This is a genomic window from Vibrio sp. ZOR0018, assembly GCF_963865925.1.
GTDB classification, from domain to species: domain Bacteria; phylum Pseudomonadota; class Gammaproteobacteria; order Enterobacterales; family Vibrionaceae; genus Vibrio; species Vibrio anguillarum.
The window spans coordinates 1-14529 of record NZ_CAWMCN010000063.1; the positions used below are offsets into that span (position 1 = coordinate 1).

General features: G+C 44.3%; 11 protein-coding genes and 1 pseudogene. 9 read left to right on the forward strand and 3 right to left on the reverse strand.

What is annotated here, in order from left to right:
• Positions 1 to 612: 612 nt before the first annotated feature.
• The 5 genes from AACR75_RS02240 to AACR75_RS02260 all read left to right on the forward strand — a co-directional run bounded on the left by AACR75_RS02240 (position 613) and on the right by AACR75_RS02260 (position 7204).
• Positions 613 to 2328: a dipeptide ABC transporter ATP-binding protein gene (locus AACR75_RS02240; RefSeq protein WP_047688450.1), complete on the forward strand. Its 1716-nt coding sequence runs from the start codon at positions 613 to 615 to the stop codon at positions 2326 to 2328.
• Between the two features lie 108 nt (positions 2329 to 2436).
• Entirely contained in the window at positions 2437 to 3993 is a 1557-nt protein-coding gene (locus AACR75_RS02245) for an ABC transporter substrate-binding protein (RefSeq protein WP_026029171.1), read from the forward strand.
• Positions 3994 to 4192: 199 nt separating this feature from the next.
• Positions 4193 to 5170, forward strand: coding sequence for an ABC transporter permease (locus AACR75_RS02250; protein ID WP_013855660.1), 978 nt, complete (start codon positions 4193 to 4195; stop codon positions 5168 to 5170).
• A 2-nt stretch (positions 5171 to 5172) separates the two neighbouring features.
• Positions 5173 to 6111 carry an ABC transporter permease gene (locus tag AACR75_RS02255; RefSeq protein ID WP_017046673.1) on the forward strand — a complete coding sequence of 313 codons (939 nt, stop codon included), beginning with the start codon at positions 5173 to 5175 and terminating at the stop codon, positions 6109 to 6111.
• 166 nt (positions 6112 to 6277) lie between these two features.
• Positions 6278 to 7204 carry an SPOR domain-containing protein gene (locus tag AACR75_RS02260; protein WP_047688453.1) on the forward strand — a complete coding sequence of 309 codons (927 nt, stop codon included), beginning with the start codon at positions 6278 to 6280 and terminating at the stop codon, positions 7202 to 7204.
• A 34-nt stretch (positions 7205 to 7238) separates the two neighbouring features.
• Here AACR75_RS02260 and AACR75_RS02265 read toward each other — a convergent pair whose 3' ends face one another.
• The gene (locus AACR75_RS02265) at positions 7239 to 7988 is read right to left on the reverse strand and encodes a chromosome partitioning protein ParA (RefSeq protein ID WP_081989688.1); all 750 of its coding nucleotides are present in this window, start codon (positions 7986 to 7988) and stop codon (positions 7239 to 7241) included.
• A 97-nt stretch (positions 7989 to 8085) separates the two neighbouring features.
• Between AACR75_RS02265 and AACR75_RS02270 the strand changes: the two genes are divergently transcribed.
• From AACR75_RS02270 to AACR75_RS02285, 4 genes are all read left to right on the forward strand, one after another.
• Complete coding sequence (locus AACR75_RS02270; protein ID WP_047688459.1) at positions 8086 to 8982, forward strand: response regulator; 897 nt, start codon at positions 8086 to 8088, stop codon at positions 8980 to 8982.
• Positions 8983 to 9163: 181 nt separating this feature from the next.
• Positions 9164 to 9928 carry a substrate-binding periplasmic protein gene (locus AACR75_RS02275; RefSeq protein ID WP_017049808.1) on the forward strand — a complete coding sequence of 255 codons (765 nt, stop codon included), beginning with the start codon at positions 9164 to 9166 and terminating at the stop codon, positions 9926 to 9928.
• 206 nt (positions 9929 to 10134) lie between these two features.
• The gene (locus tag AACR75_RS02280) at positions 10135 to 10731 is read left to right on the forward strand and encodes an IS5/IS1182 family transposase (RefSeq protein ID WP_047688462.1); all 597 of its coding nucleotides are present in this window, start codon (positions 10135 to 10137) and stop codon (positions 10729 to 10731) included.
• Positions 10732 to 10865: 134 nt separating this feature from the next.
• Positions 10866 to 11735, forward strand: coding sequence for a cation diffusion facilitator family transporter (locus AACR75_RS02285; RefSeq protein WP_017049539.1), 870 nt, complete (start codon positions 10866 to 10868; stop codon positions 11733 to 11735).
• A 157-nt stretch (positions 11736 to 11892) separates the two neighbouring features.
• On the opposite strand, the pseudogene AACR75_RS02290 reads toward AACR75_RS02285, so the two are convergent.
• Positions 11893 to 12820 (reverse strand): annotated as a pseudogene (locus tag AACR75_RS02290) (IS5 family transposase).
• Between the two features lie 267 nt (positions 12821 to 13087).
• The gene (gene gorA, locus AACR75_RS02295; RefSeq protein ID WP_026028187.1) at positions 13088 to 14440 is read right to left on the reverse strand and encodes a glutathione-disulfide reductase; all 1353 of its coding nucleotides are present in this window, start codon (positions 14438 to 14440) and stop codon (positions 13088 to 13090) included.
• Between the last annotated feature and the right edge of the window lie 89 nt (positions 14441 to 14529).

Genomic DNA, 14529 nt, shown 5'->3' on the forward strand with positions numbered 1-14529 from the left:
TGATTTTCAAAACCGGGCTCTTCACCGGCCATCTTAATAAGCCTCAGTTGAAAGACCATTCTCTCTATTCAATGTTCGATCCCTTATTGACTCCTATCTCATTAAGTCAGTGAATTATCATGTTTAAAGGCTAAACCCTAAATTTTCTGTTCAGATGAATTCACTGCTTTTCTGCCTTTTCATTAGTTTTTAGTCTGGCATTTTGTTGGTTATTCTGGTTTTTGTTTCTAATGTGTTACGTGATATGCCGCAATATAATTTGAAATTTTATTCTGCATTCTTTTTTAGAATGCATGGTAAATTGGCGTTTTCTTAGGCTTAACGTCTATGTTTTGGGGTGTATTACTGCGTGCTAGAATATTGGTCATACCAATGATTAATGCATATGTGGTGCATAAAAATACGATGTTACTGCTTTGGTTTGATTTGATATCGACTTTTTATCCTATCGATGTTGCTTTTCTGTGAAATATTTGCCAAATTGATGGCCTTGTTAATTACCAGAATATTGTACTGGTATGAATGGATTCATTTTTACTGGCTTTGAACGCTTTGTTGTTCAAAGGTAGTTACAGACAGGGCACAACACTGCCCAAGTCGTAGAGGTCTGGGATGTCACTTTTAGAAGTAAAAAACCTGCGTATTGAATACCCATCGCGTCATGGTGTTCACGTTGCTGTGAAATCGCTTTCGTTTAATATCGAGCGGGGTGAAATTGTTGGGGTTGTGGGAGAATCAGGCGCCGGAAAATCGACCGTAGGTAATGCGGTTATCGATTTATTGAGCCCACCCGGTCTCATTGCCAGTGGCGATGTGTTCTTAGATGGTGAGAAGATTTCAGGCCTATCGCCTGAGCAGATGCGCCAAGTTCGCGGCTCTAAAATTGGCTTTATTTTTCAAGACCCAATGACGTCGCTTAATCCGCTATTTACTGTTGAACATCAACTGACAGAAACCATCCACGCCAATATGAAAGTGACTGAGGAAGAAGCGTATCAGCGTGCACTTTCTTTGATGAAGCAAGTGGGTATTCCTCAGCCTGAAAACCGTTTGAAGCAGTACCCACACCAATTCTCTGGTGGCATGCGTCAACGTGTTGTGATTGCCATTGCGCTGGCGGGTGAACCTGATCTTATTATTGCCGATGAACCGACCACTGCATTAGACGTTTCTATTCAAGATCAAATCTTGAGCCTCATCCGCGAGCTATGCATTAAAAACAATGTTGGCTGTATGCTGGTTACCCATGATATGGGTGTGGTCTCGAATGTGACGGATCGCGTCGCGGTGATGTATCGCGGTGACTTGGTTGAATTTGGACCGACAGCTAAAGTGTTGGGCGCTCCTGATCACTCCTATACGCGCAGTTTGATTTCCGCCGTTCCTCGCTCAGATAAAAAACTCGATCGCTTTCCGTTGGTGAGCTATATCGAAGAGGCAAGTGAGTTAAAACCACTGGATGTTAAAAACCATTGGTTAGGTCAGAGCCAAGATAATCGCCAATACACAGGCCCACTGCTGACAGTAGAAAACGTGAATTTACGCTTTACGACCAAAGACTCATTGTTTGAAAGTCGCCGTGAATATGTCCAAGCTTCAAATGACGTCAGTTTTGAGGTGTTTGAAGGGGAAACTTTTGGTTTGGTTGGGGAATCAGGTTCCGGTAAATCAACAATCGCACGCGTGATTGCGGGTCTGTACGCTCCAAACTCAGGCAAAGTCTGTTTTGAAGGGATTGATCTTACTGCGCTGAAATCGGAAAACGAGCGCCGTCCGATGCGCCGCCAGATGCAGATGGTGTTTCAAAACCCTTATACCTCAATGAATCCGAGAATGAAGATTTTCGATATCATTGCCGAGCCGATTCGTTTTCATAAATTAACCCGTAGCGAAGCGGAAACACGGCAAATTGTGCATGATCTTTTAGAGCACGTAGGCCTAGGTAAAATGGCGGGAGTGAAATATCCGCACGAGTTTTCCGGCGGTCAACGTCAACGTATTTCGATTGCTCGCGCACTCGCCACGCGTCCTCGCTTATTGATTTGTGATGAACCCACGTCCGCGCTCGACGTGTCTGTGCAAGCGCAGATCTTAAACCTATTGAAAGATCTGCAAGATGAGCTCAACTTGACCATGCTGTTCATCAGCCATGACTTACCTGTGATCCGCCAAATGTGCGATCGTGTCGGAGTCATGCAAATGGGGACCTTACTGGAGGTCGCCCCTACAGAGCAGTTGTTTAAGTCACCTCAACACCAATACAGCCAGCATTTGATTTCTTTAATGCCTGAGTTTACGGGCTTAAGAGAAGATGCAGTAACGGCGTAAGCCAAAAAAGTTACAGATAGAGATATCATGACCAAGCGTGCTTGGAATGAATAAACAGAAGCAATTACAACAACTAGGGATTTGGATTCCCGCATAAGGAGTTATGCAATGAAAACCATGAAAAGCAAACTAACAGTAGCTTTGATGGCGGCAGGCTTAAGCTTTGCAGCTAGCGCGGCCAATATTACCGTCGCTTATGATGCTGACCCAGTGTCACTTGACCCGCATGAGCAGCTATCTGGTGGTACGCTACAAATGTCTCACATGGTGTTTGATCCTCTCGTTCGTTACACCCAGACATTTGATTTTGAACCTCGCCTTGCTGAAAAATGGGAACGTGTTAACGATACAACGTTCCGTTTTATGCTGCGCAAAGGGGTAAAATTCCATTCTGGTAACGAAATGACGGCAGACGATGTGGTCTGGACGTTCGATCGTTTACAAGATTCTCCTGATTTCAAAGCTATTTTTGAACCGTATGAAAAGATGGTCAAAGTAGATGATTACACCGTCGAGATCGTATCCAAAGGCGCTTATCCTCTGGTTCTGCAAACCGCAACCTACATCTTCCCTATGGACAGCAAGTTCTATTCGGGCAAAGCGGCTGATGGTAAAGAGAAATCTGAAATTGTGAAGCACGGTAACTCGTTTGCTTCGACCAACGTTTCTGGTACTGGCCCATTTAGAGTGACTTTCCGCGAACAAGGAGTAAAAGTGGAATTTGAACGCTTTAAAGATTATTGGGATAGCGCATCAAAAGGCAACGTAGACAAACTGACCCTAGTGCCGATTAAAGAAGATGCCACTCGTGTTGCGGCGCTCCTTTCGGGTGATGTGGATATGATTGCACCTGTTGCGCCAAACGATCATAAACGTGTGGAAGAAGCCAAAGGTATTGATCTTGTGACCTTGCCGGGTACGCGCATCATCACTTTCCAAATGAACCAAAACAGCAATGAAGCACTGAAAGATGTTCGCGTGCGTCAAGCCATTGTTCATGCCATCAACAACCAAGGTATCGTTGACAAAATCATGAAAGGTTTTGCGACAGCAGCTGGCCAACAAGGCCCAGCGGGTTATTCTGGTTATGACGCGAACCTTGTGCCTCGTTTTGATTTGAAAAAAGCGAAAGAGCTGATGAAAGAGGCTGGTTATGAGAAAGGGCTGACGCTCACCATGATCGCGCCAAACAACCGTTATGTGAACGATGCGAAAGTTGCACAAGCTGCAGCGGCGATGTTGTCGAAAATTGGTATTAAGGTTGATCTTAAAACCATGCCAAAAGCGCAATATTGGCCTGAGTTTGATAAGTGCGCCGCGGATCTGTTAATGATTGGCTGGCACTCAGATACTGAAGACTCAGCAAACTTCACCGAGTTCTTAACCATGACACGTAACGAAGAGAGTGGTAAAGGCCAGTACAACTGTGGTCACTACTCAAATCCAGAAGTGGATAAGTTGGTTGAAGCGGCAAACGTAGAAACCGATCCTGCGAAACGTGCACAGATGCTGCAAAAAGTCGAAGTGACTTTGTACAACGACGCAGCATTTGTTCCACTGCATTGGCAAAACCTAGCGTGGGGGGCGAAATCTACTTTAGATATCAAACCGATTGTTAACGCGATGGAATTCCCTTATTTCGGCGACCTAGTCGTTAGCGAGTAATTACTTAAGTTGGCCGCTCATGTAATGTGGGCGGCGCTTAAGTCACTCAAGGCATCCGCTTGGATGCCTTATTAAGATCTCTGCACTTTGCTTTATTTCAGTCGGGTCGAGTGTCATTTTTTAGGCTGAATTTTTTCGTTCCTATTAAAGTTAATTCAATTTTAAAAAGAACCATCATGGATAGTTTAAGGGGCAAGGAATGTTTTCGTTTCTGGTCAAGCGCCTGTTTCAGGCACTGATAGTGATGTTTGTGATCAGTCTGGTGGCGTTTGCCATTCAGGATAACTTAGGCGACCCATTGCGTGAGCTTGTTGGGCAGTCTGTTTCAGAAAGCGAGCGCCAAGCGCTGCGCGATGAACTTGGACTGAATGATCCTTTCATTGCCAAATATACTCGTTTTATTACGGCCGCGGTGCAGGGTGATTTAGGCACGTCCTACTTTTTCAAACGTCCTGCGGTAGACGTTATTCTCGATAAATTAATCGCAACGTTAGAGCTTGTGCTCGGTGCGACCGTAATCATCATTGTCTGTTCCATTCCATTAGGGGTTTACACAGCCATTCATCCCAAAAGCTTCTTTACCAAAGTGGTGATGGCGGGCAGCAGTATTGGTATTTCTATCCCAGTGTTCTTAACTGCGATTATGTTGATGTATGTTTTTTCGATCACGTTAGGTTGGTTACCGTCGTATGGACGAGGGGAAACCGCCAATTGGTTGGGTTGGGAATCTGGCTTTTTCACGGCTGATGGCTTAGCACACTTGGTGCTGCCTTGTGTTTCACTGGCGTCGATCATGCTGCCGCTGTTTATTCGTTTAGTGCGTTCTGAAATGTTGGAAGTGCTGAGCTCGGAATACATCAAATTTGCTAAAGCTAAAGGCTTGGCATTGAACAAAATTTACTACCAACATGCCCTTAAAAATACCATGTTACCGGTGCTAACCGTCGGCGGTGTACAAATTGGGACTATGGTGGCCTACACCATCTTAACCGAGACTGTTTTTCAGTGGCCGGGTACGGGCTTTCTTTTCCTTGAAGCGATCAACCGAGTTGATACTCCGCTGATCACCGCTTACGTCATATTCGTTGGCCTGATTTTCGTTGTCACCAACACCATTGTCGATCTGTTATACGGTCTGATTAACCCGACTGTGAACCTTACTGGAAAAGGAGCTTAATCATGAGCCAATTTGCTGCTGCTCCATCTCGTTGGGAGCGTTTTAAACAGTCTGATTTTTTGTACTATTTCTTGCGTGATAAAGTGGCGATGACCAGCTTCGTCATCTTTTTGGTATTCTTAACTTTGTCTGTCGCTGCGCCACTCATTGCCCCCAGCAACCCGTACGACCTATCATCGATTGATCTGATGGATGCAGAATTACCTCCCTCTTGGATGGAGGGAGCCGATGAGCGCTTTGTTCTCGGCACGGATGAGCAAGGGCGCGATATTTTGTCGACCATACTGTATGGTTCGCGTCTATCACTGACGATTGGCTTTTTGGCGGTCGGTTTACAGTTGCTACTTGGTATCGTGATTGGCCTTTCTGCTGGCTACTTTGGCGGACGTATTGATAGCTTTTTGATGCGTTTTGCTGATGTACAGCTATCGTTTTCAACCATGATGGTGGCGATCATTGTTTCGGCAATTTTCAAAGCCAGTTTTGGGAGTGAATTTTATAGTCAGTATGCGGTTGTGATGCTGGTGGTGATTATTGGCGTGGCTGAGTGGCCACAATACGCGCGGACAATTCGTGCGTCAGTGCTCGCCGAGAAGAAAAAAGAGTATGTGGAAGCGGCTCGTGTGATGGGTTTTAAATCGCCACGCATCATGTTTCGCCATATTTTACCTAACTGTTTATCGCCTATTTTGGTTATCTCAACTGTACAAATTGCCAATGCGATCATGTCTGAAGCGGCACTCTCTTTCCTAGGTTTAGGTTTGCCAGTCGATCAGCCATCATTGGGTGCTTTGATTAGCATGGGCTTTAACTACATCTTCTCTGGCGCTTGGTGGATTACGGCTTTCCCTGGTTTTGTACTAGTCACATTAGTGTTGGTGATCAATCTGTTGGGTGACTGGCTACGCGATGTTTTTAACCCAAAAATTTACAAAGGGTGATGTGGCAATTGATTTTTGCTAAAGAAAATCCCTAAACTAAAAGCCGCCGTCAAATGCGGCTCTTTTTTTGCTAGTATTTTTGTTATACCCAACCCAAATCCATTGAACTAGGGAACATTGAATCGGTAATGTTGTCACTACTATTAAGCAAGTATATGGACTCAATATGATGACCCTGATGCGGAAAACGACCCTGTGTGTGACATCAAGCCTAACGGTGTTGGCGTCGCTGGCTTTATTTCAACCCGCTTGGGCGGAAGATTTTCTTTGTGATGCGACTCAAGCTTCTGTCGATCAATTGCCCATTCTTGATAAAGCATGCCCAATAGGGCAAGGTTTATGGGGAAAGAAAAAGCCCAAAGGGCAATCATCCACTTTTTGGATTCAGTGTGGCGTGTTAAATAAGCCATTATCTTTGCTGAAAGCCAAAGCGTTTTATACCCATATTTCTACCGATGTATGGCTAAAACCAGAAGCGAAAACGTATCGTTGCTTAATCGGTCCTTATACTGATTACGACCAAGTAAAAAAAGAACTGCCTCTTATCCAGCAAATCCCCGGTTACAAAGAAGCTTTCATTCGTGAGGTTGTCAAAGGGCGCGCACAGTCTAGCTCGCCGATAAAAAAGACAACTTCCGCTCAAGCAACGTCTGCCGCAAAACAAATCACCAAAAAGTCTTTACCAAAACCACAAGTGGAAATGGCGAGTTCGCTATTATCAACGAAACCATCAACCAAAGCGCCAGCTCTTAATGTTCCGCCAGCGGTTGAAATTCGTTTGAGCACCACCGCAAACGGTTTGCAGTTTGTGGTGCCTCATTTACGTTCGAGTGATGAACAGTTCTATATGGAACATGGCCTAGCATGGAGCCGCCTAAACTATGAGGTGGCAGAAAAAACCTGCCAAAAAATGGCGATGCGCTTGGTAACGGAAGAAGAGTGGCAACGCCTTTTGGATTCAAAACAGATGGACAGTAACCAATGGCCAATGCACTTACCTTATTGGGGATGGTCGCAAAAAGGGCTTTTTACCAACGGCAAAGTCAGCCAACTGAAAGGTTCCTCATTACTCAATGTGATTTGCGTTAAATAAGTGTCTCAGTTTGCCGTCAGAAATGGCGGCAGCGCTACTCTTTCTTTCCCTCTTCGAGTAATTGTAGATAGCGTTGTTCGATAAAATCTTTTTCTTTACTGATGTGATACAACTGTTTTTTCATCGCTTCGACATCGACAGAAGTGCCACCTTGTTTGGCTTGCTCTTTGTATTTCTCAATGGTCTCTAGTAGTTCTTTTTTCTCGGCTTGATAATTTTTTGCCATTTCGTAGAAATCACCCGCTTTACTGATCTTGATGTATTCCGCTTCTAACTGTTCAAACTCTTTTTCGATGGTGGCTTTTTCTTCTTTCAAACTGTCAACGGTATCAGTTTGAGCAAAGAGTTTTTTACGAGTCACTCGTAGCCCTTTCACACTTTTATCGAGATCGCCTTTCAGTTTGCGGATCAACTTATGCGATTTACTCAATTTCTCATTGAGCTCATCAATTGAAGCCTGATCTTCTGCACTAATACCCTGAGAAGAGGAATTTTTGATGAGAGAAACCTGTTGCTCGAGCGCTTTTTGAATGATGATTAAATCATTCAGAGTCGAGCTATGCTCTGCGGTGTAGTTCAACGCATTTTCAACTGCTTGTTGGCATAAATGAAGCGTGTCTTCATCGCTATCACTTTTATTACGAGTAAAACCATGCGCAAATTTCCTAAATTCACGCAGGATCAGCAGTAGGATAAAAAACCAAGCCAACAAGATAATAAGCCCGAGATCGATCGCTAAGAGCGATAAAACCTTTTCGGTGAGGAACTCTTGTATTGGCATCACATAAACCCACTTTTGTTGCTGTATTTTCAGGTAAGTTTAGTTGTTGTAAAAAAATGTGCCTATACTTTGAACAAGTTAGGACATAGAAAAATATGCTGTGAAGATTCTCATTGTTGATGACAGTAAAGCGACACTTGAAATAGTCAGACGAGCCTTAGAGGCGTTTGGCTACCGACGTTTGTCCATTCAAAAGGCAGACAATGGTAAGGCCGCACTCAAGCTGATTGGTAGTTGGCAGCCAGATATTGTCTTAACAGATTGGCATATGCCCGGCATGACGGGGCTGGAGCTGACACAAGCGATAACCAAACGTAAGCTCGGGATAAAAGTGGCGATGCTCACCACGGTGGCCGATGAGCAACAAATCAAACAGGCGCTTGAAGCTGGTGCGTCGTTTGTGTTATCGAAACCGTTTGACGATGGTGAACTACATCAAAAGTTGCTTCCTTTAGTGCAAGGAGCAGAAGAGAGCTACATTGAATTAGATGAAATGGTTGAGCTGCAAGATGAGTTGGCTTTACCAAAGCTTTCGCAGCTAGAGAAGCTGCTAAAAAGAGCGGTAGGTGCTGATATCGTGCTGAATAATATTCGTCGCCAATCGTTTGATGAGAGTAAAATCCCTTGTTTGATGGCAGTCTATGAAGATGGCGAAACGCAAAAGCCACGCGCGGTGGCACTGCTTGATATCTACGCCGTTTGTGTCTTTGCTAAAGGCAACCCCAGCATTACCAAAGAGCAACTACGACAAGCGGTACACAGCAAAATGGTCAGTAAAGATATTCTCGATACTTGCCAGAAAGTATTAAGTGCTTCCGCATTAGCGTTTCTTGATAATCAAACCCGCAAAAGCTTGAAGTTAAAAAATATCAGTTTTATCCCTCAATCGTTTGAAAAGCTCGAAACCCTATTTGCCAAAGAAGCGGATAAACGGGTCGATTTTTCCTGCCAAATGGGGGCGTTAGCCCAAGGGAAAATTACTTTGGTGGGATTTTAATCATCTTTAAGAGCATATTCTGAGGTTATCTTTATGACAGGATGATTTTTGCTATTGGGTATATTCTTAGATGATATTGATGAGCCGTTATTCATGAGATATAAGCAAAATTGCCACTTAGTGACTATACTGAAGTTATTCCTAAAAGTATTTAACATTAGGATTAATTAAAGGAAGCGATATGATAAAGTTTATACGGATATTCATCATTGGTTGCTTAAGCCTATTTATGTCAGCCCCACTTTTAGCGAATGTTACGTGGGAGGGGCATTGCCGAGATAGAAAGCCCTATCTTTATTTTGAAAATGGTGAGTGTAAAGGCCCTGGTGGCGATGTGATTAATCAGGTTATTCTTAAGTTGGGGCATAAAGTCCATTGGACAAAAGTTCCTTGGGCAAGAACCATTGGTGTCGCTCCACAGGGTGGAGTTGATCTTATTCCTCTGCACTCTATGGATGAAGAGAGAGAACAGTTTCTTCACCCATTATTAATGGGGTATGGTGAAAGAGAGGTGTTTTATTTTACTCGGACGAACTCGGATATTGATGCAAATAGTTTTGATGAAATTGTCAGCCGAGGTTTTGTTATTGGTGCACTCAATGGCAGTTTTTATAGTGACCAATTTAACCAAAATACAGACAAATTAAAAATCAGTTTTGTCACTAGCGTAGAACAAATTATTAATATGCTAGAGGCTAGTCGCATCGATCTTGCTATCACCTCTGAACAGCATGGGCTTAATCTTTTTGAAAATGACCCTAAATTAAAGAAAATAAGTTATAAAAACATTTACCTAAATGGTCGTTTTTTTAGTGTGCCTAAACGATCGGCGAACTATCAGTATATCGATCAGCTAGAGAGTATTTTAGCTGAAATGCGTCGTTCCGGAGAGATTACTAGGATATACGAATCTTATAACTTAGAAGCCCCAATTCAGAAAGAGTAGATTGAGGAATATTACATTTTATTTTTATATTTCATTGCGATATATCTATTCGTAATTTAAACAGCAGCGAGGCGGTTTATGACTCGCTGCTATTTTACGATAAAGAATGTTTAGTTTCTCATGACTTTGTTGCAGAAATCGAATGAACTAAATCAGAATTTTACGATCAGATCAGAGACGTGCATTCACTTACTTACTTTGATTTCATGCCAAAACCTCGCTATAAAACCACTAACTGGCGCAAGTATAATAACTCCTTAGTCAATCGAGCTTCATTCACGTTTTGGATTGACGAAGAGGCGATAACTGAGTGGAAACAACCTAAACAAGATAGACGTGAAAGACCGCGATTGTTTAGTGATCTAGCTATTACAACTGCCCTCATGGTAAAGCGCATCTTTTCCTTACATTTAAAGACGCTAGAAGGCTTTATCGACTCTGTTTTTAGATTGGCGAATGTCCCATTGGTTTGTCCCCATTATACCTGCATAAGTCGCCGAGCTAAGGATGTCGAGGTTTGCTCTAAAAGCTTTTCACTAGGCGCCTTCTGGGAAAAGGGGCATCCACGCAATCTAGCGGTTGGCTACCAGAAGCTTTATGGCTCGAACAAGAAGTGGAAAAAGCGGTATGGCTATCATAAGCGCTCGCTATCTGAGACAGCAATGTATCGCGTGAAACAGCTACTTGGAGCCTCACTCACTCTTCGTTATTACAATGCACAAGTTGGGAAGACTTACGCTATGCTCAAAGTACTCAATAAGTTGACTGGGATAGGTATGCCCAAAACTCAATATATCGTTTAAAGGCGAACGATTTAGCTAGCGTTCGCTCTTTAGCAACAAAGCCGTAAATTTGACAAAAATTATAGACATAAGGAGCGAATAGTTCGTGATAAGATTCGTAAAAGTGAGAAAGTTCACTTTTGTGGAGTTATGTCATGAATCGTAAAACTGGTGCAGCACTTCTTTCTGTCTGTTCAAACTGTGGACTTATTGTGATGAAAGTTGTTGCCGGTATCTTCGGTGGTTCGGTGAGTATTATTTCTGAAGCGATACACTCAGCTATGGATTTGATTGCTGCGCTGATTGCCTTGTTTGCTGTAAGACGATCGGATTTACCTCCGGATGCTAATCACCCTTACGGACATAGCAAAATTGAGAATATTTCAGGAGTTTTAGAAGCCTTGCTAATTCTGGGAGCGGCGGGATGGATAGTTTTCGAGGCGGTAGAAAGGTTGCTTGATCCGCAACCTGTCAGTGCAATAGGATTAGGGGTTGTAGTGATGCTGATTTCCGCGTTGATCAACGTTTTGGTATCACAACACTTGTACCGGGTAGCACGAGAAGAAGAGTCTGTCGCTTTGGAGGCAGATGCGTTGCATCTGAAAGTCGACGTTGTTACTTCAGTGGGTGTGGCGGCGGGGCTGGGGCTTATGCTGATCGCTAGTTACTTTGGTTATAACTGGTACTTTATTGATTCAATTGTTGCTATTGGTGTTGCACTATTCATCACCCGTGAAGGCTTTGACATGTTGCGTAATGCGTTTCGGCCTTTGCTTGATCACAGTATTTCTGAACAAGAGCTGACTTTGACTATTGAAACCATACGCAGCGTGTGCGGACCTGGCATAGATTTCTATCGACTGCGTACCCGCTATGCTGGGCGCAGCCGCCACATTGATTTCCATCTTACCGTCCCGAAACAGATGTGCGTTGAGCGTGCACACCAGAAGTGCGATGAAATCGAAGCAGCCATCATGGCAGTGCTGCCGAATGCCGAGGTGCTGATTCATGTTGAACCGACGTAAAGCCATCGAATAACTTAAGCGAACTGTAAATGTCCCATAGTCTTCGTACCGAAATATCGATGTCAGGTGTTCTATGGGGAAAAAAGCAGATAGTAGGTAAAATAGGCTTTGTTGCTGAATTCAGCTAAAGAGCGAACGCTAGCTAAATCGTTCGCCTTTAAACGATATATTGAGTTTTGGGCATACCTATCCCAGTCAACTTGTTGAGTACTTTGATCATAGCGTAAGCCTTCCCAACTTGTACATTGTAATAACGAAGAGTGAGTGAGGCTCCAAGTAGCTGTTTCACGCGATACATTGCTGTCTCAGATAGCGAGCGCGAGCGCTTATGATAGCCATACCGCTTTTTTCACTTCTTGTTCGAGCCATAAAGCTTCTGGTAGCCAACCGCTAGATTGCGTGGATGCCCCTTTTCCCAGAAGGCGCCTCCCTCACGTGGAGGGATTAGATGGATCGCTTTCTTAACTCTAATCACCCTGTGGCACTCCCTTGTATCGTATGCGCCATCTCCCGAGATCTCCTTGATGGCTCGGCGTGTTTGTTTGAGTCGATTGGGGAGTACTTCAGCATCGGTTACGCCTGATAGTGTCAGCTCAGCTGCGATAATTTCATGAGTATCGGTATCAACAGCAAGATGGAGTTTACGCCAGACTCGACGCTTACCATCGGTTCCATGCTTTTTCACTTTCCATTCGCCCTCACCGTATACCTTGAGTCCAGTTGCATCGATGGCTAGATGCTGAATAGCGACTCGTGAAGAGCTTTTAAAGCAAACCTCGACATCCTTAGCTCGGCGACTTATGCAGGTATAATGGGGACAAACCAATGGGACGTTCGCCAATCTAAAAACAGACTCGATAAAGCGCTTCTAGCGCCTTTAAATGTAAGGAAAAGATGCGCTTTACCATGAGGGCAGTTGTGATAGCTAGATCACTAAACAATCGCGGTCTTCCACGTCTATCCTGTTTAGGTTGTTTCCACTCAGTTATCGCCTCTTCGTCAATCCAAAACGTGAGTGAACCTCGATTGACTAAAGAGTTGTTGTACTTGCGCCAGTTAGTGGTTTTATAGCGAGGTTTTGGCATGAAATCAAAGTAAGTGAATGCACGTCCCTGATCTGATCGTAAGATTCTGATTTAGTTCATTCGATTTCTGCAACAAAGCCGTTGGAAACCCCTTTAGTGAAATGGGAGGAATATCTGGTGATGCTTGCGGGTATATTCTGGGAACATTAACTGGTGATGAGTCAACTACGTAAACCATAAAAATACCCTCAAAAAATAAGCCTTTAATGAGGGTAGTTCACTTTTCCAGACTATGAAAATCTACAGTTTAGTTTTCCATAAAAAGATCTACATGGTAACAAACTCTTCACTACCCGTTGGGTGTATTGCCACAACTGAATCAAAATCGGCTTTGGTTGCGCCCATTTTCATGGCTACGCCAAAGCCTTGAATCATTTCATCAACCGCAAAACCGATGCCGTGTAGGCCAACAACGGTTTCTTCAGGGCCTGCGCATACTAGTTTCATTTTGCATGGTTGACGGTGAGAGGTGACGGCGGTGTACATGGCCGTGAAGCTAGAGGTATATACTTTGACATTCTCTTCGCCATATTGCGCTTGGGCTTCTTGCGTGGTGAGGCCAATTGTGCCGATTGGCGGATGGCTAAAGACTACGGTCGGGACTAGTTTGTAATCCATCTTCGCATCGGTTTTGCCATTAAACAGGCGCTCTGAAAGTTGACGGCCTGCTTTGACGGCAACTGGTGTGAGCTCGATACCGCCTTCCATGATATCGCCGACACAGTAGATGCCCGCGACGTTGGTTTGCTGGTACTCATCAACCTTAATATAGCCTTGTGCATTAGTTGCCACACCCGTTGCTGCTAGGTTTATCGCATCGGTTGCTGGGTGGCGGCCGATTGCCCAAATGAGCGTATCAACGTTTTGGCTTTGGCCATTTTCAAGGTGTAGAGTCAGGCTGCCATCGGCTTCTTTGATCACTTCTTTTGGCACTGAATGAGTATGTAATGTTGGGCCTTCCGCCGCCATGACTTCAGTGAGTGTTTCGATGATCATGGGATCAAAGCTGCGCAGTGGTGATTCTTTGCGCACGTAAAGGTGCGTTTCAGTGCCGAGTGCGTTGAGTACGCCCGCGATTTCAACCGCAATATAACCTGCGCCCACAACCGCGACGCGTTTAGGCTGTTCGGTCAAGTCAAAGAAACCATTGGAATCAATGCCGTATTGTGCCCCTGGGATCGCCGGAATTGTTGGGCGTCCGCCAACGGCAATCAGGATATGATCTGCTGTGTAGTGTTCACCGTTTACTTCTACGGTTTTTGCATCAACAAAGCGTGCGAAACCGCGGATCACTTCCACTTTATTATTGCCCAATACGCGGTCGTATGATTGATGAATACGGCCAATATACGCTTGGCGGCTCTCAATCAGTTTTGACCAATCCAATCCTTTGACATCGACATCGAAGCCGTAATCTTTGGCATAAAGGTGCATTGCTTCAGCAATTTGCGCGCCATGCCACATCACTTTTTTCGGAACACAACCGACGTTGACACAAGTGCCGCCAAGGTCTTTGGCTTCAATCAGTGCGACTTTCGCACCATACATTGCCGCGCGGTTCGCTGAAGCGATACCACCAGAGCCACCACCGATACAGATATAATCAAAATGCGTTGTCATTACTTTCTCCATTATTCTTTTTTCATCCTGTTTGACCTTGGTTTTGTACGGTGTTGGCAACCATAGCAAGGCGAAAAAGGTTCTCTACT